At 73.3% G+C, this 16,834-nt stretch carries 13 protein-coding genes; 8 read left to right on the top strand and 5 right to left on the bottom strand.

Features of this window, described 5'->3' with window-relative positions; translation table 11 throughout:
* Nucleotides 1–145: 145 nt before the first annotated feature.
* Nucleotides 146–1,060 carry a diacylglycerol kinase gene (locus ACFXG1_RS27410; RefSeq protein WP_384744986.1) on the top strand — a complete coding sequence of 305 codons (915 nt, stop codon included), beginning with the start codon at nt 146–148 and terminating at the stop codon, nt 1,058–1,060.
* Between the two features lie 193 nt (nt 1,061–1,253).
* Nucleotides 1,254–4,082 (top strand): DEAD/DEAH box helicase, encoded by a 2,829-nt coding sequence (locus ACFXG1_RS27405; RefSeq protein ID WP_384744984.1) that lies wholly within the window; start codon nt 1,254–1,256, stop codon nt 4,080–4,082.
* Nucleotides 4,083–4,187: 105 nt separating this feature from the next.
* On the opposite strand, the gene ACFXG1_RS27400 is transcribed toward ACFXG1_RS27405, so the two are convergent.
* From ACFXG1_RS27400 to ACFXG1_RS27385, 4 genes are all read right to left on the bottom strand, one after another.
* Nucleotides 4,188–5,132: an ADP-ribosylglycohydrolase family protein gene (locus tag ACFXG1_RS27400; protein WP_384744982.1), complete on the bottom strand. Its 945-nt coding sequence runs from the start codon at nt 5,130–5,132 to the stop codon at nt 4,188–4,190.
* A gap of 33 nt (nt 5,133–5,165) precedes the next feature.
* Nucleotides 5,166–6,539: a cryptochrome/photolyase family protein gene (locus ACFXG1_RS27395; protein WP_384744980.1), complete on the bottom strand. Its 1,374-nt coding sequence runs from the start codon at nt 6,537–6,539 to the stop codon at nt 5,166–5,168.
* Between the two features lie 204 nt (nt 6,540–6,743).
* Entirely contained in the window at nt 6,744–7,595 is an 852-nt protein-coding gene (locus tag ACFXG1_RS27390) for a siderophore-interacting protein (RefSeq protein WP_384715218.1), read from the bottom strand.
* A gap of 195 nt (nt 7,596–7,790) precedes the next feature.
* Nucleotides 7,791–8,696 carry a 5'-3' exonuclease H3TH domain-containing protein gene (locus ACFXG1_RS27385; RefSeq protein WP_384715221.1) on the bottom strand — a complete coding sequence of 302 codons (906 nt, stop codon included), beginning with the start codon at nt 8,694–8,696 and terminating at the stop codon, nt 7,791–7,793.
* A 348-nt stretch (nt 8,697–9,044) separates the two neighbouring features.
* On the opposite strand from ACFXG1_RS27385, the gene ACFXG1_RS27380 reads away from it, so the two are divergent.
* The 4 genes from ACFXG1_RS27380 (at nt 9,045) to ACFXG1_RS27365 (ending at nt 13,515) form a co-directional block, all read left to right on the top strand.
* On the top strand, nt 9,045–10,196 hold the full coding sequence (locus ACFXG1_RS27380; protein WP_384715215.1) for a glycine betaine/L-proline ABC transporter ATP-binding protein: 1,152 nt from the start codon (nt 9,045–9,047) through the stop codon (nt 10,194–10,196).
* Complete coding sequence (locus tag ACFXG1_RS27375; RefSeq protein WP_384744978.1) at nt 10,189–11,997, top strand: ABC transporter permease/substrate binding protein; 1,809 nt, start codon at nt 10,189–10,191, stop codon at nt 11,995–11,997. The genes ACFXG1_RS27380 and ACFXG1_RS27375 overlap by 8 nt, the downstream gene beginning before the upstream one ends.
* A 167-nt stretch (nt 11,998–12,164) precedes the next feature.
* Entirely contained in the window at nt 12,165–12,758 is a 594-nt protein-coding gene (locus tag ACFXG1_RS27370) for a helix-turn-helix domain-containing protein (RefSeq protein ID WP_384715212.1), read from the top strand.
* A 4-nt stretch (nt 12,759–12,762) separates the two neighbouring features.
* Nucleotides 12,763–13,515, top strand: a complete 753-nt coding sequence (locus ACFXG1_RS27365; protein WP_384715209.1) for a helical backbone metal receptor — start codon at nt 12,763–12,765, stop codon at nt 13,513–13,515.
* Here the strand turns inward: ACFXG1_RS27365 and ACFXG1_RS27360 are convergent.
* Nucleotides 13,442–14,611: a C4-dicarboxylate ABC transporter gene (locus ACFXG1_RS27360; protein ID WP_384744975.1), complete on the bottom strand. Its 1,170-nt coding sequence runs from the start codon at nt 14,609–14,611 to the stop codon at nt 13,442–13,444. The genes ACFXG1_RS27365 and ACFXG1_RS27360 overlap by 74 nt on opposite strands.
* Nucleotides 14,612–14,681: 70 nt before the next feature.
* Between ACFXG1_RS27360 and ACFXG1_RS27355 the strand changes: the two genes are divergently transcribed.
* Together ACFXG1_RS27355 and ACFXG1_RS27350 are read left to right on the top strand one after the other, a co-directional pair.
* Complete coding sequence (locus ACFXG1_RS27355) at nt 14,682–15,638, top strand: LysR family transcriptional regulator (RefSeq protein WP_384722082.1); 957 nt, start codon at nt 14,682–14,684, stop codon at nt 15,636–15,638.
* A gap of 410 nt (nt 15,639–16,048) precedes the next feature.
* Complete coding sequence (locus tag ACFXG1_RS27350) at nt 16,049–16,792, top strand: DUF1684 domain-containing protein (RefSeq protein WP_384744973.1); 744 nt, start codon at nt 16,049–16,051, stop codon at nt 16,790–16,792.
* The last annotated feature ends 42 nt before the right edge of the window (nt 16,793–16,834 follow it).

Below are 16,834 nucleotides of genomic sequence, written 5' to 3'. Positions count from 1 at the left end.
GTTGTGTATAACCGACCGGCCCCCGGCCGACGGGGCCGGACGGCCATCGGCCGTCCGGCCCCTTCGCCGTATCCGGGGGCCTCGGGCCCCGTCGTCGCCGGACGCGTACCACCCGGCGTTGTGACCTTCGAGTAACGTCACCCGGGTGACCCACGAGATCACTCTCTTCGTCAACCCCACGGCGGGCCGCGGCCGGGGTGCCCACGCGGCCCAGCCCGCCGCCCGGGTCCTGCGCGACGCCGGGTTCTCCGTCCGTACCGTCCTCGGCGAGGACGCGCCCGACGCGCTGCGGCGGGCCCGGGAAGCCGTCGCGGCGGGTACCGGCGCGCTGATAGCCGTCGGCGGCGACGGTCTGGTCTCCCTCGCCCTGCGGGCCGTGGCCGGGACCCCCACCCCTCTCGGGGTGATAGCCGTCGGCACCGGGAACGACTTCGCCCGCTCCCTCGGGCTGCCGGTCCGCGACCCCGCCGCGGCCGGCCGGGTCGCCGCCGGCGCCCTGAAGGGGGACGGGGGCCGCGGGATCGACCTCGGACGGGCCGGGGACCACTGGTTCGGTACGGTCCTGGCCTCCGGCTTCGACTCCCGCGTCAACGACCGGGGCAACCGCATGGGGCGGATCGCGGGCCGCTTCACCTACGAGCTGGCGCTCCTCGCCGAACTCGCCGCCCTGCGCCCGATCCCGTACCGGATCACCCTCGACGACGGGGAGACCCGGGAGGTCGAGGCGATCCTCGTCGCCGTCGGCAACGGCGACAGCTACGGCGGCGGCATGCGGATCTGCGCCGGGGCGGCCCTGGACGACGGGCTGCTGGACGTCGTCGTCGTCGCCGACTGCGACCGCAGGACCCTGCTCCGGGTGTTCCCCCGGGTCTACCGGGGCACCCATCTCGACCACCCGAAGGTCACCGTGCACCGGGCCCGCTCCGTCCGGCTGGCGGCCGAGGGACTGACCGCGTACGCCGACGGGGAACGGCTGGGACCGCTGCCGCTGACCGCCGAGTGCGTCCCGGGCGCGGTCCGGGTACTGGCGCCCCGCCCCGGGGCCGCCGACGGGGCGTGACCGGGGCCTCACCCGCCGTACCGGAAGGGCCGTGACCTCCGGCCCAGCCCCGGGACCCGGTCCGTACGAGATCCTGGAGCGGGCAACCGGGGGCGTGCGGGCGGGCGGACGCGCCGCGGGCGCGCGCCGGGCGCCGAACCGTGCGATAAGGCCGCGCTGACTGTCGTACCCGGCGGGTAGGCTCGTCAACAAGATGACCGAGGATCTCTCACCCGCCGAGCGGTACGCGGCCTCCCGTACCCGCGCCGCCGAGCAGGCCACCGCCCTGTTCCCCTTCCGCGAGATGTACGAGTTCGAGCTGGACCCCTTCCAGATCGAGGCATGCGAAGTGCTGGAGGACGGCCGGGGCGTGCTCGTGGCCGCGCCGACCGGCTCCGGCAAGACCATCGTCGGCGAGTTCGCCGTCCACCTCGCCCTCCAGCAGGGCCGGAAGTGCTTCTACACGACGCCCATCAAGGCGCTGTCGAACCAGAAGTACGCCGATCTCGTCAAGCGGTACGGTGCCGACAAGGTCGGCCTGCTCACCGGCGACAACAGCGTCAACTCCGAGGCGCCCGTGGTCGTGATGACCACCGAGGTGCTGCGGAACATGCTCTACGCCGGTTCGCAGTCGCTGCGCGGCCTGGGCTATGTCGTCATGGACGAGGTGCACTACCTCTCCGACCGCTTCCGCGGCGCCGTCTGGGAAGAGGTGATCATCCACCTCCCCGAATCGGTGACCCTGGTGTCGCTGAGCGCCACTGTGTCCAACGCGGAGGAGTTCGGCGACTGGCTGGACACCGTCCGCGGCGACACCGCGGTCATCGTCTCCGAGGAGCGTCCCGTCCCGCTGTGGCAGCACGTCATGGCCGGACGCCGGATGTACGACCTCTTCGAGGAGGAGAGCGACCACGGCGGCCGGGGCACCGGCCGCCGCGAGGTCAATCCGGACCTGGTCCGGCTGGCCCGGACGGAGAACCAGAAGTCGTACAACCCCCGCGACCGCCGCCGCGGCAAGATGGTCCGCGAGGCCGACCGGGAGCGGGAGCGGCGCAGCCGGTCCCGGATCTGGACCCCGGGCCGCCCCGAGGTGATCGAGCGGCTCGACGCGGAGGGCCTGCTCCCCGCGATTACCTTCATCTTCAGCCGGGCGGGCTGCGAGGCCGCCGTACAGCAGTGCCTGTACGCGGGGCTCCGGCTCAACGACGACGCGTCCCGGGCCCGGGTCCGGGAGATCGTCGAGGAGCGGACCGCCGCCATTCCCACCGAGGACCTCAACGTCCTCGGGTACTACGAATGGCTGGAGGGCCTCGAACGCGGGATCGCCGCCCATCACGCCGGGATGCTCCCCACCTTCAAGGAGGTGGTCGAGGAGCTGTTCGTCCGCGGCCTGGTGAAGGCGGTCTTCGCCACCGAGACCCTGGCGCTCGGCATCAATATGCCCGCGCGCTCCGTGGTGCTGGAGAAGCTCGTCAAGTGGAACGGCGAGCAGCACGCCGACATCACCCCCGGCGAATACACCCAGCTGACCGGGCGGGCCGGACGGCGCGGAATCGACGTCGAGGGCCATGCGGTGGTGCTGTGGCAGCGCGCCATGGACCCGGCCGCGCTCGCCGGACTCGCCGGCACCCGGACGTACCCCCTGCGCTCCAGCTTCAAGCCGTCGTACAACATGGCCGTCAATCTGGTGGAGCAGTTCGGCCGGCACCGCTCCCGGGAGCTGCTGGAGACCTCCTTCGCCCAGTTCCAGGCCGACCGCTCGGTGGTCGGCATCTCCCGCCAGGTGCAGAAGAACGAGACGGGGCTCGAAGGGTACCGGGAGGGCATGACCTGCCATCTCGGCGATTTCGAGGAGTACGCGCGGCTGCGCCGCGAACTCAAGGACCGGGAGACCGACCTGGCCAAGCAGGGCGCGGCGCAGCGGCGGTCCGCCGCCGCGGTCTCCCTGGAGCGGCTCAAGCCGGGCGACATCATCCATGTCCCGACGGGGAAGTTCGCCGGTCTGGCGCTCGTCCTCGACCCCGGTATCCCCGCAGGACGCACCGCGGGGCACCGCGGCTTCGACCACCACGACGGCCCCCGCCCGCTCGTCCTCACCGCGGAGCGCCAGGTCAAGCGGCTGGCGTCGATGGACTTTCCGGTGCCCGTGGAGCCGCTGGAGCGGATGCGGATCCCCAAGTCGTTCAATCCGCGCTCCCCGCAGTCCCGGCGCGATCTGGCCTCCGCGCTGCGGACCAAGGCCGGTCATATCGTGCCCGAGCGGCACCGCAAGCAGCGGTCCGCGGCGGCGGACGACCGCGAGATCGCCCGGCTGCGGGCGGACTTGCGGGCGCACCCGTGCCACGGCTGCTCCGAGCGCGAGGACCATGCCCGCTGGGCCGAGCGCTACCACCGGCTGCTGCGGGACACCCGCCAGCTGGAGCGCCGGATCGAGGGGCGTACGAACACCATCGCCCGCACCTTCGACCGGATCGTCGCCCTCCTGACGGAGCTGGACTATCTCCGCGAGGACGACGTCACCCCGCACGGCCGCCGGCTCGCCCGGCTCTACGGCGAACTCGACCTGCTGGCCAGTGAATGCCTGCGGGACGGTGTGTGGGAGGGGCTCAGCCCGGCCGAACTCGCCGCCTGCGCCTCCGCGCTGGTCTACGAGTCCCGCCAGTCCGACGACGCCGTGGCGCCCAAGGTCCCCGGCGGGCCCGCGAAGGCGGCGCTCGGCGAGATGGTCCGCATCTGGGGACGGCTCGACGCCCTGGAGGAGGACTTCAAGATCCACCAGGCGGAGGGTGTGGGGCAGCGGGAGCCCGACCTCGGCTTCGCGTGGTCCGCGTACCAGTGGGCCTCGGGCCTCGGCCTGGACGAGGTGCTGCGGGAGTCGGAGATGCCCGCGGGTGACTTCGTCCGCTGGACGAAGCAGGTCATCGATGTCCTCGGCCAGATCGCCGCGGCGGCCCCCGCCGACGGGGGAACGGTCGCGAAGAACGCCCGCAAGGCGGTGGACGCCGTGCTGCGGGGCGTGGTGGCGTACAGCTCGGTCGGCTGACGGGCTGACGGGCTGACCGGCGGGTCGTCGGGTCGGCGGGTCGGCGGGCCCGGCCCGGGGGCGGTTCGTCCCCGGGCCTCTCGTCGCGGCGATTCGCCGGACGGGTCAGACCACCATCACCAGGCGATACGTCAGCTCCACCAGCGCCCCCGTGCGCAGGGCGGGCTCGCCGGAGCCCGGGACCGGGACATGGAGCTCATTGAGCCACGGGCTCGGGATCACCGCGACCCCGTGCACCGCGCCCGCCAGCAGACCCGTCACCGCGGCCACCGTGTCCGTGTCGCCGCCCAGGTCGATCGCCGCGGCGAGGGACTCCTCGAACGACGACGTGGTGCGCAGCGCCCAGACCGCGGAGCCGAGACAGGGCCATACCGCCCCGTTGAACTCGGTGGCCGCCGACGGCTGCCAGGCCGGGTCCAGCACCGTCTCCCAGCGCTCCCGGTGCTCGGGGGCGACCAGGGCGAGCGCGCCGGGCAGCTCGGCCAGCGGATCCTCACCGGCGAGCGCGGCCCGGACCAGGTCGTGCAGGATCGCCGTGCCCTCCCACGCGGCGGGGTCGCCGTGGGTCAGCGCCGCCAGCCTGCGCCCGGCCGCCATGGTCGCCTCCCGGCCCTCGGCGGCGAAGCGGACGGCGGCCGTGGAGGAGCGCATCAGACAGCCGTTGCCCGCGGCCCGGCCGGTGGTCCTGAAGTGCCGGGCGGCAGCCAGATCCCAGGGGTCGCCGCTCGTGAGGACCTGCTCGGTCTGGAGGCCGATGTCCTTCGGCTCCGCCAGGGCCCAGCGGCGGAACCGGTCGAAGACGTCGGGGAGGTCGAGGTCGCCGTGCTCCGCGAGTGACTGTCCGACGAGGACGGCCATCTGGGTGTCGTCGGTGGCTTCGCCGGGATCCCAGCCGCCGCCTCCGCACAGTTCGCCGCGTCCGTCGGGGAACCGGGCCGAGAACACGCCCGGTTCGCCGAACTCGAAGGGGGCGCCGAGGGCGTCCCCGACGGCGGAGCCGATGACCGCGCCCAGCGCGTGTTCGACCCGGGTCAGGATGTCGTGGGGCATCGGGCCACCCTATGCGGCCCGCCCCGCCCGGGGTCAGCGATTCAGCCCCCGGGCCTCGGTGAACCGGTCCCGGGCCGCGGTCAGGTCGACCAGGGGGTCCGGGTAGTCGAGCCGGGCGCGTTCGGCGGCGGGGAGGGCGGCCGGATCGTGGACCGCGCGCCCGGGGACACCGGCGAGCTCCGGGACCCAGCGGCGGACGTACTCCCCGTCGGGGTCGAACCGACGGGCCTGGGTGAGGGGGTTGAGGATCCGGTTGGGGCGGGTGTCGGTCCCGGTACCCGCCACCCACTGCCAGTTGAGCTGGTTGTTCGCCATGTCCCCGTCGACCAGCAGATCGAGGAAGTGCGCGGCGCCGGTCCGCCAGTCCGCGTAGAGGGTCTTGGCGAGATAGCTCGCGGTCAGCAGCCTGGCCCGGTTGTGCATCCAGCCCTCGTGACGCAGCTGCCGCATCCCCGCGTCGACCACGGGACAGCCCGTACGGCCCTCCCGCCAGGCGTCGATCTCCTTCGGGTCGTCGCGCCAGCGGTCGCCCCGGGACCGGTAGTCCGCCGCGGCCGCGTCGGGGCGGGCCGCCAGGACCTGGTGGTGGAAGTCCCGCCAGGCCAACTGGCGGACGAACGCCTCGGCCCCCGGTCCGCCCTTGTCCCGGGCGCGGCGGACGAGTTCGACGGGGGAGAGGGTGCCGAAGTGGAGATGCGGGGAGAGCCGGGAGGTGGCGTCGCCCGCGAGATCGTCGTGGCGTTCGGCGTAAGAGTCCACCCCGGACGCGGGCCGCGCCAGCCAGGCGGTGAGCCGTCGCCGCCCCTCCTCCTCGCCGCCCGCGGCGAGTCCGGGCGACACCCCGGAGACCGAGGAGCGCGCGGGCAGCGGTTCACCGGCGGTGTCCGGGACCGTGATCCGGCGGGGCGCGGTCACCACCGGGCGGGTACCGGCCGCCTCCCAGCGGCGAAAGTACGGGGTGAAGACGGCGAAGTGGTCCCGGTCGGCGGGGGTGACACGGCCCGGCGGCAGGGCGGTCACCACCCCGTCGTGGACGTGGAGTGCCGCGCCCGCCGCGGTGAGGGCGCTCCGCAGGGCGTCCTCCCGCCGCGTCGCGTACCGGCTGACACCCGCCGCGACATGGACGGATCGCGCCCCGGTCGCCGCGACCACCCGGCACACCTCGTCGACGACGGCGCCGGAGCGCACGACGAGCCGCCCGCCGCGTTCGCGCAGCCCGCGGTCGAGGGAGGCCAGGGAGTCGGCGAGGAAGGCCCGGCGGTTGGGCGCGTCGAACCCGGCGCGGTGGATCCCCGCGTCGAGCACGAAGAGGGGGACGACGGCATCGCCGTCCCGGACGGCGGCGGCGAGCGCGGGCTGGTCGTGAACCCGCAGATCGGAGGTGAAGAGCATGACGGAGACGGACATGAGCCGTCCCTATCAGGACGGAGCCGACGCCGCACGGATTTCGCCCCTGATGTCCCCCGTCGGTTCCCCTCCGGGGCGGTCAGTCCATGGCGGGGGACGTCGTGGTGCGCCATGTCCTTTGCCGGACGCGCCCGCGTCGTGGTTGCTCGCGCAGTTCCTCGCGCCCCTGGATACCCGCCGTACCGTTCTCCTCTTCAGGGCCGGTCAGGTGGAGGTTTCTGGGGTCTCCTGCTCCCGTTCGACCTGCTCGTTCCACTCGCGCTTGACCGCGCGCCACGCCTCGTCGTTCTGGCCCAGCCGCCAGTAGCCGGAGATCGACAGCTGGTCGCGCTCCACCCCGCGGTCCAGCCGCAGATGGCGGCGCAGCTCCTTCACACAGGCCGCCTCGCCGTGGACGAAGGCGCAGACCCGGCCGGCCGGGAAGTCGAGATTCTTCACGGCCTCGACCATCGCCTCGCCCACCGGGCGCCCGGCCCGGTGCAGCCACTGGACGGTCACACCGTCCGGGGTGACGATCTTCTGCTCCTCCGCGGGGTCCTCGATCTCCACGAAGGCGTGCACCACGGCGCCCTCGGGCATCCGCTCCAGCGACGCCGCGATCGCGGGCAGCGCGCTCTCGTCGCCGGCCAGCAGATGCCAGTCGGCGGTCGGGTCGGGGGCGTAGCCGCCGCCGGGGCCGATGATCCACATGGGGTCGCCGACCCGGGCGCGGGCCGCCCAGGGGCCCGCGAGGCCCTCGTCGCCGTGGACGACGAAGTCGATGGTCAGCTCGGAGGTCCCGGCGTCCCAGCTCCGGACCGTGTAGGTCCGGTTGGACGGCCACTGGTCCCTCGGAAAGTCCGCCTTGATCCGGTCGATGTCCCAGGGCTCCGGGTACCGTACGCCCGCCGCCGGGAACACGAGCTTCACATAGTGGTCGGTGTAGCCGTCGAGCCCGAACCCGGCCAGGCCATCGCCGCCGAAGACGACCCGCGCCATATGCGGGGTGAGGCGTTCGGCGTGCACCACATGGGCTTTGTAGGGCGTCGGTGACGTGCGGGCAGGTCGTTCGGTCACGGCGCTCTCCCGGGCTCGTGCGCTTGCTTAGGCTTGCCTAAGTTAACACTCCGTGCCGGAAAGCTCAGCACGGGAAAGCGGCCACAGCGCGTCGGTACGGCGCATATGAGCGCTTACGGGCCCGTACGCGTACGGGAGAAAGCGCGAGAACACGCAGGGGCGCGGGCCTCCGGCAGGGCCCCGGCCCCGGTCGCATCAGGGCCGCAGCACCGTCAGCAGCCGGTGCAGCGCGTTCCCCAGACCCCAGCGCGCCGCCAGCTCGTCCAGCGTCGCCGGATCGAGCGGTTCCGACGGCAACGCCGGGTCGAAGGCGGGCAGCGGGACGTCCGACGCCACCCGGACCACCTTCGGCGCGACCGCCAGATAATCCCGGGACTCGGCCAGCCGCCGTCGCTGCGCCGGGGTCAGCCGCGACGCGGGGTCCGCCGCCGCCGCCATGATCCCGGCCAGATCGCCGTAGGCCTCCAGCAGCTTCGCCGCGGTCTTCTCGCCGATGCCGGGCACCCCCGGCAGTCCGTCGCTCGGGTCGCCGCGGAGCAGGGCGAGATCCGCGTACCCCGGGCCGTCCACGCCGTACTTCCCGCGCAGCCACGCCTCGTCCGTGGTCTGGAGCGTGCCGACGCCCTTCAGCGGGTACAGCACCCGGCGCTCCAGGGCGTCGTCGACGAGCTGGAACAGATCGCGGTCGCCGGTGACGATGTCCACCGGTCCTGTCGCCCGAGTGGTGAGGGTCCCGATGACGTCGTCCGCTTCGTATCCGTCCGCGCCGACCCGGGCGATGCCCAGCGCGTCGAGAACGTCCGCGATCACCGGGACCTGCGGGGCCAGTGTGTCCGGGGTCTCCTCCTCGTCCGGGCCCGTCGCGGTCTCCTCGGCGACCCGGTGCGCCTTGTACGAGGGGATCAGCTCGACCCGCCAGTGCGGCCGCCAGTCGTTGTCCCAGCAGGCGACGAGATCGTCCGGCCGGTGGTCCTGCACCAGGCGCCCGATGAAGTCGAGCAGCCCGCGCACGGCGTTGACCGGGGTGCCGTCGGGGGCGCGCACCGAGTCGGGGACCCCGAAATAGGCCCGGAAGTACAGGGATGCGGTGTCGAGGAGCATCAGGCGTCGCGTCACACCCCGATCATGCCGTACGCCACCGACAGCGGCCCGGAGGCGGCGACGCCCGTACCGACCTGGCGAATCAATCGGTCATAACGGACGCCCTGTCGGTCGTGATGGATGCCGACACCCCTGGATCGCACTCTCCCTACCTGCGGTGTTGCGTGACGTGGGTCACTGTTGCGTTTGGCGGCACAAGCCGGGGGCAGGCGCGCCGCTGGAGCCGATCCGGTCGGGTCGCGGCCTTGTGGCCGCGTACCGGCCCGGAGGGCGGGCCGATCCCCCCGGGCTCCGCGGTCCGCCCGTATGGGGGTGGCGGGCCGGTCCGGCACGAGACGCGAGGTGTATGTGTCCAGGCTCCAGGCGGAGCATCTGTACAAGGTGTTCGGCAGACGACCGGAAGCGGCCGTACGACGACTCGAAGGCGGTACGGACCGCGACGAGCTGCGTGCCGACGGAACGACGGCGGCGGTCATCGACGCCTCCTTCACCGTCGAGCCCGGCGAGATCTTCGTCGTCATGGGCTTGTCCGGCTCGGGCAAGTCGACCTTGTTGCGGATGCTCAACGGGCTGCTCGAACCCACCGCGGGCCGGGTCCTCTTCGACGGCCGCGATCTGACCGCCCTCAGCGGTCGTGAGCTGCGGTCCGTGCGCTCCCGGCGCATCAGCATGGTTTTCCAGCACTTCGCGCTCTTCCCCCATCGCAGCGTGTTGGAGAACGCCGCGTACGGGCTCGAGGTGCAGGGCGTCGACCGGGCCGAGCGGAGCCGGCGCGCCACCGAGGCGCTCGCCCTCGCCGGGCTCGCGGGCTGGGAGGACTCCTGGCCCGACGAGCTGTCCGGCGGTATGCAGCAGCGCGTGGGCCTGGCCCGGGCGCTGGCGACCGACGCCGATCTGCTGCTGATGGACGAGTCCTTCAGCGCGCTGGACCCGCTGATCCGCCGCGATATGCAGGACCAGCTCCTCGAACTCCAGAAGACCCTGAAGAAGACCATCGTCTTCATCACCCACGACCTCAACGAGGCGATGCGCCTCGGCGACCGGATCGCGGTCATGCGGGACGGCCGGATCGTCCAGCAGGGCACCGCCCAGGACATCCTGGTCACCCCGGCCAACGACTACGTCGCCTCCTTCACCCAGGACGTCGACCGCACCCGGGTCCTGACCGCGGGCGCGATCATGGCCGATCCTGAGACCGCGTACGGCACCCGGACCGACCAGGGCGACGAGCTGAACTCCGCCGCCCAGGTGATGGCCGCGGCGCCCGCCGTCGTCAAGGCGGACACCCCGATCACCGAGCTGTTCACGCCCTGCTCGACCAGTGGTGTGGCCGTGGCGGTGACCTGCGAGCGGGGCGAGCTGATCGGCGTCGTACCGCGGGCTCGGCTGCTGGCCGTCCTCGGGGAGCCGATGAAGCCCGACCCGGACGAGCACGCCGGGACCGCCGGGAACGACGCCTCCCCGAAGTCCTCCGCCACCGGGGCGGTGGCCCATGCCTAGATTGCCCATCGGGGACTGGACCGACAGCGCCGTCGACTGGCTCCAGACCCATCTGACCTGGCTCTTCGACGCGATCAGCAGTGTTGTCACCGGGATGTACGAGGGCCTGGACGCGGTCCTGTCCGCCCCGGAGCCGCTGCTCTTCGCCGGGATCCTGGCCGTCTTCGCCTGGTGGCTCCGCGGACTGCTCGCGGCCCTGCTCGCCTTCGCCGGATTCGCCCTGATCGACTCCGTCGCGCTCTGGGACGAGGCGATGTCGACGCTCTCCCTGGTGCTGGTCGCCACGATCGTCACCCTGGCGATCGCCGTACCGCTCGGCATCTGGGCGTCGCGCTCGGCCACCGTCAGCGCCGTCGTCCGGCCCGTGCTGGACTTCATGCAGACCATGCCCGCGATGGTCTACCTCATCCCGGGCATCATCTTCTTCGGCGTCGGCGTGGTCCCCGGGATCATCGCCACCATCGTGTTCTCCCTGCCACCCGGCGTACGGATGACCGAACTCGGCATCCGCCAGGTCGACAAGGAACTCGTCGAGGCGGCCGAGGCCTTCGGCACCGCGCCCCGCGACACCCTGCTCCGGGTCCAGCTCCCGCTCGCCCTGCCCACCATGATGGCCGGGGTCAACCAGGTCATCATGCTCGGCCTCTCCATGGTCGTGATCGCGGGCATGGTCGGCGGCGGCGGCCTCGGCGGCGAGGTCTACAGCGCCATCGGCAATGTCGACATCGGCCTCGGTTTCGAGGCGGGTCTCTCCATCGTCATCCTCGCCATGTACCTGGACCGGATGACCGGCGAGCTGGGCCGTCAGGTCTCCCCGCTGGGCCGCCGGGCGATCGCCAAGGCGCGCGCCCTGGCGGGCGGCCCGTCGCTGTGGAACCACCGGCCCCAGCCGGTCGTGGCCCTCGTCGGTGTCGTCGTCCTGGCCCTGGTCGCGGGCGGGTTCTCCGCCTTCGGCCCGTCCTCCACCGGCACCACTTCCGTGACCGGCGCGCAGAACGTCGGCAAGGGGAAGAAGCTGACCATGGGGTACATCCCGTGGGACGAGGCCATCGCCTCCACCTATCTGTGGAAGGAGCTGCTGGAGCGGCGCGGTTTCGAGGCCGAGGCGAAGCAGCTGGAGACCGGCGCCCTGTACACCGGTCTGGCGAACGGCCAGATCGACTTCCAGACCGACTCCTGGCTGCCGGTGACCCATGCCTCGTACTGGAAGAAGTACGGCGACCGGCTGGAGGACCTCGGCGCCTGGTACGGACCCACGTCCCTGGAGTTGGCCGTGCCGTCGTACGTCGACGGTATCGACTCCCTCGACGACCTCAAGGGCAAGTCCGGCACGTTCAAGGGCCGGATCATCGGTATCGAGCCGAGCGCCGGAATGATGGGCCTCCTCAAGGACAAGGTCCTGAAGGAGTACGGCCTCGAAGGCGAGTACAAGGTCGTCGACGGCTCGACGCCCGGCATGCTCGCCGAGCTGAAGCGGTCGTACGCGAAGAAGGAGCCGGTCGTCGTCACCCTGTGGTCCCCCCACTGGGCCTACAGCGGCTACGACCTGAAGAAGCTGAAGGACCCGAAGGGCGCCTGGGGCAAGGGCGACGGGGTGCACACCCTGGCCCGCGGCGACTTCTCCGACGACCACCCCGAGGTCGGGAAGTGGCTGAAGGACTTCCGGATGACCGAGAAGGAGCTGACGGATCTGGAGGCGGAGATCCAGAGCACCGGCAAGGGCAAGGAGCAGGAGGCCGTGCGCGCCTGGCTGGAGAAGAACCCCGGATTTGTCGAGAAAACGGTCCCCGTGGCCGGTTGACGGTTCAGTACACCGGTTGACGGTGAAGTTCACCCGGGGGTACGGGGTGGTTCCGGACAGTGTCCGGGCCACCCTGGCCTTTTTTCGCCCCGATCCCGGGTGATCGCGGAGGTAGCCGGGCCGGAAGCTGCGTAAGGTTGTACAGAACGCAGGAAGGGGGCCGGCGCATGGACGCTGACGCCAGGGACGGCAAGGATCCGAAGGAGACCGAGCGTCTCCGGGTCGGCACCGCCGTGCGCAGGCGGCGGCGGGCGCTCGATCTGACGCTGGCGTCGGTCGCGGAGCGCTCCGGCCTGTCCGTGCCCTTCCTCAGCCAGATCGAGAACGACCGGGCCCGCCCCAGCCGCCGGTCCCTCCAGCGGGTCGCGGACGCGCTGGAGACCACCGCGGACCGGCTGATCGCCGCCTCCGACGCGGCCCGTACGGTCACCGTCTCCCGTGCCGCCGACGCCGGACCCGCCGCGGATCCCGCCCTGCCGAGCAGCCGCCGGCTGGTGCACGGGCGCCATCAGCTGGAGGCGCTGGAGTTCAGCGGCGAGCACGACACCGAGGGCGAGTTCCAGCACCGCAACGACGAGCTGATGTACGTCGCCGACGGCACCGTCGAGATCGAGGCCGAGGGCCGCGCCTACCGCCTGGGCCGCGGTGACACGCTGTTCCTCTCCGGTGGCGTACGGCACCGCTGGCGGGCCGGGGGCGCCGAGACCCGGGTCGTCGTGGTCACCGTCGCCGAGCACATCGAGACGCCTCCCGGCGGCTGACCGGATGCGGGTGGTCTCCCTCGTACCGTCGCTCACCGAGGCGATCGCCGTCGCCGCCCCCGGAGTGCTGGTCGGCGCCACCGACTGGTGCGACCACCCCGCCGGACTCGACGTCGTCCGGATCGGGGGCACCAAGAACCCCGACCCGGACGCCGTGATCCGGCTGCGGCCCGATCTCGTCGTCGCCAACGAGGAGGAGAACCGGGTCCCCGACCTGGACCGGCTGCGCGCCGCCGGGCTCGACGTCCTGGTCACCGAGGTCCGCGATCTGCCCGGCGGGCTGCGGGAACTGCGCCGGGTCCTGGGCCGTGTCCTCGGACACGGACACGGCCTCGTCGACGGCCGCGGAGCGCCCCTGCCCGACTGGCTCGCCGCCGCCGAGACCGCCTGGAGCGCCGCCGTGCCCGTCGCGAGCCGCCCGGTGCCGGCGGTGATCCCGGTGTGGCGCCGCCCCTGGATGGTGCTGGGCCGGGACACCTTCGCGGGCGATCTGCTGTCCCGGCTCGGTGTCGTCAACGTCTACGCGGACCATCCCGACCGCTACCCCCGGATCCCCATCGGCGAACTGCGTGCTTCGGGCGCCGAACTGGTCGTCCTGCCCGACGAGCCGTACCGCTTCACCTCCGACGACGGCCCCGAGGCGTTCCCGGGGCTGCCCGCCGCCCTCGTCGGCGGGCGGGCGCTCACCTGGTACGGGCCGTCGCTGGTGACGGCACCCCGGGAGTTGACGGCGGCGCTGCGGGCAGCGCTCCGCTGACCAGCCCGCGCACCGTCCGCAGACCCGCCACCGCCCAGGCGGCCAGCAGCAGCGCGTAGAGCCCGGCGGCGACCGCCCACAGCAGCGTCAGACCGGTGCGCTGGGCCAGCCCGGCGGCCCCCGTCACACAGGTGCCGACGGGGAAGGTGAAGGCCCACCAGCCGAGGGTGAACGGCAGCCCCCGGCGGGCCGCGCGCACCACCATCGCCCCCGCCAGCGCCAGCCACAGCAGCGCGAAGCCCATGACGGGGACGCCGTACCCGACCGCGACGAGATCCGCCCACGGCCGCCCCGGCAGCGCGTCCGCGAGCTGGCCGGCGGCGGTCGTGGACTGCCCCAGCGGCCCGAGGACCAGGAAGAGCGACGGGGTGAGAGCGAGCGGCAGCGGCCCGTGGTGGATCAGCCGGGAGAGGACCAGCGGCAGCACGGCCAGGGCCGCGAGCCCGCTGGCACCGGCCAGACCGAGGCTCACCACCAGCAGCGTCCGCCGCGTCTCGCCGTCCGCCGAGGCCGCCAGCAGCGGTCCGAAGGCCGCCGCCACCATCGGCGCGACCAGCGGCAGCAGCCAGACCGGTGACGCGCTGCCCGGCGCCGGCCGGTGCCGTACGACCAGGAGGTACGGCACCGCCACCGCGGCCACCACGGCGACGGCGCAGCCCACCGCGAACAGGGCGACGGCGACCGGGAGCGCGGCCCGTGCGCCGAGGACCTCCCGGCCGGGCCCGAGCGCCCCGATGCCGACCGCCAGCGGTGCCATCGCCGCGCAGCCGTAGAAGGGCGCGACCGCCGGGTCGAGGAGATGGGCGCGGGCCCGGTCGCGGTGGTGGCGCCAGTGGAGCGCCCGCGCCGCGGCCACGGCCGTCAGCAGGACCGCGGAGAGCGCCCAGACGGCGGCGAGCGGCGCCCGGACCGGACCGCCGGAGCCCGTCACGGCCCAGCCCGCGACGGCGACGCTCGCGGTGCCCATCACGGCGGCGTACCACTGCGGCCCGAACTCCCGCAGCCGGGGGAAGGGCACGGACCCGGCGGATCCGTACGACGGCCGGGGGCCGGCGGCGGGGGAGAGGCGGCGTACGGGCTGTGCTGCGGTGGCCATGGAACCACTGTCGTCGCAGGTCACCCGCCCCACCAGGGCCGTCTCCGCTATGACCTCATAAGCTGGGCCGATGAGCGATGGCGAGGGCGGCGTCGGCGGTGGGAGGGCGCGGGCGCCACTGGCGCACCGGGTGCCCGACCTGGGCGCCCTGGAGTTGCTGCTGGCCGTCGCCCGGCACGGCAGTCTCGGCCGGGCCGCCCGCGACGTCGGGATCAGCCAGCCCGCCGCCAGCGGCCGGATCCGCTCCATGGAGCGGCAGTTGGGCGTCGCCCTGGTCGACCGTTCGCCGAGGGGCTCCCGGCTCACCCCGGCGGGCGTCCTCGTCACCGACTGGGCGCGCCGGATCGTGGAGGCGGCGGAGGCGTTCGACGCGGGCGCCCAGGCGCTCCGCGGTGACCGGGACTCCCGGCTGCGGATCGCCGCGTCCATGACCATCGCCGAGTATCTGCTGCCCGGCTGGCTGGTCGCCCTGCGGGCGCTGCGGCCCGATACCGCCGTCTCCCTGTTCGCCGGGAACTCCGCGGCCGTCGCCGACCGGCTCGCCTCGGGCGAGGCCGACCTCGGCTTCGTCGAGGGGCTGCGGATCCCGGCCGGGCTCGACGGGGCGACCGTCGCCGAGGACCGGCTGCTGGTGGTGGTGGCGCCGGGGCATCCGTGGGCCCGGCGCCGTACCCCCGTACCCCCGGCGGAACTCGCCGTCGCGCCGCTGGTGCTGCGGGAACCGGGCTCCGGCACCCGGCAGGTGCTCGACGCGGCGCTCGCCCGCTACGGGGGCCTGGCCGCGCCCCTGCTCGAACTGGCCTCCACCACGGCGGTCAAGGCGGCGGCGGTCAGCGGCGCGGGCCCCGCCGTCCTCAGCGAGCTGGCCGTCACGGACGAGCTGGCCGCCCGGCGGCTGGTGGCGGTCCCCCTCGCGGACGTCCCGCTGCGCCGGGCGCTGCGCGCGGTGTGGCGGCGCTCCCAGCGACCGGCGGGCCCCGCGCGCGAACTGCTGGCGCTCACGACCGCGCCCGCCCCGCTCCCCTGACACTCGCGCCCCCGGCCATCGCGCCCGCCCCGCTCCCCTGACACTCGCGCCCCGGGCCATCGCGCCCGCCCCGCTCCCCAGGCTCTGACTCCCGTCACCACCACCCCGCCGCCCGCTCTCATGACAACCGTATGAAGCCCCGACGGCCCGCTCAACCGCCCACGGCCGTAAGGGGATTGCCTCGCGATCCCCTTGGCACGCCCCTGGCCTGGGGAAACGCCCAACCTCTCGGAGTGTCCGGAACGGCGTCTCAGCATCTGGTTGTACTTGACATTAGTTCACCTTATGGAAGATAAAGATCGGGCTTTGGGTTGTACGTCGCCCCCTGTGACGAATGGGCGGAAGCGGCCCGGAGCATCCGTATGCCTGCCCGTCCCCGCGCCTTCGTCCCGATGTGAGTGAGTGCCGCCGTGTCCCAGCCCGCCGCCCCCGTCCCGCCGGTCAGCGACCCCGCCGGGGAGTGGGAGGAGTGGCGTGCCGCGCGGCGCGCCGCGGTCACTTCGCCCACCGGCAACCTCGCCCTGGTCGAGACCCGCTGGCTGCCGGCCGGTGAGCGCCCCGACCTCGCGGCGGCCCGCGCGACGGCACCCGACGGCACCACCGTCACCACCGTCGAACGCACCGACCTGGTGAGCGGCGTACCCGAGCACGGGCTCCGCTTCTGGGCCGCCGACGCCCCCGCCCTGCGCGCCTACGAGCGCACCGAGGTCTTCCCGTACGACCCCCGGTGGGTCGTCGACGCCACCTACACCCCCGTCCCCGGCGCCCGGCGGATCGCCTTCGAACACATCCGGGACAACGGCGGCACCCGCGACCTCGTCGTCCCCGGCGATATCGCCCTCACCCTCGACGGCCGCGACTACACCCTCAACGCCTTCGACGACGACGGCACCCTGCTGCTGGTCTTCGGCGACCCCACCAACGGCGCCCCCGGCGACGACGGGACCTACGGCGCGGGCCGCTTCCTCTTCGTGACCCGTACCGGTGACGACTCCGTACGCCTCGACTTCAACCGCGCTTTCGTGCCGCCCTGCGGCTTCTCCGATCAGTACAACTGTCCGATGCCGCCGCGGCAGAACCGCCTCCACCTGCCCGTCACGGCCGGTGAGAAGCGTGTCGTCAGCCGCGGCGGCGCGACCGCCGCCCAGCACTGATCCCACCCGCCGTACCCCCCGTCACGAAAGCGCAGCCCCCGA

Origin of the sequence: Streptomyces sp. NPDC059248, from assembly GCF_042753905.1 — a bacterium.
Lineage (GTDB): Bacteria > Actinomycetota > Actinomycetes > Streptomycetales > Streptomycetaceae > Streptomyces.
The sequence above is the reverse complement of the archived record's forward strand: the minus strand, read 5'-3'. Positions and strand labels throughout refer to the sequence as shown.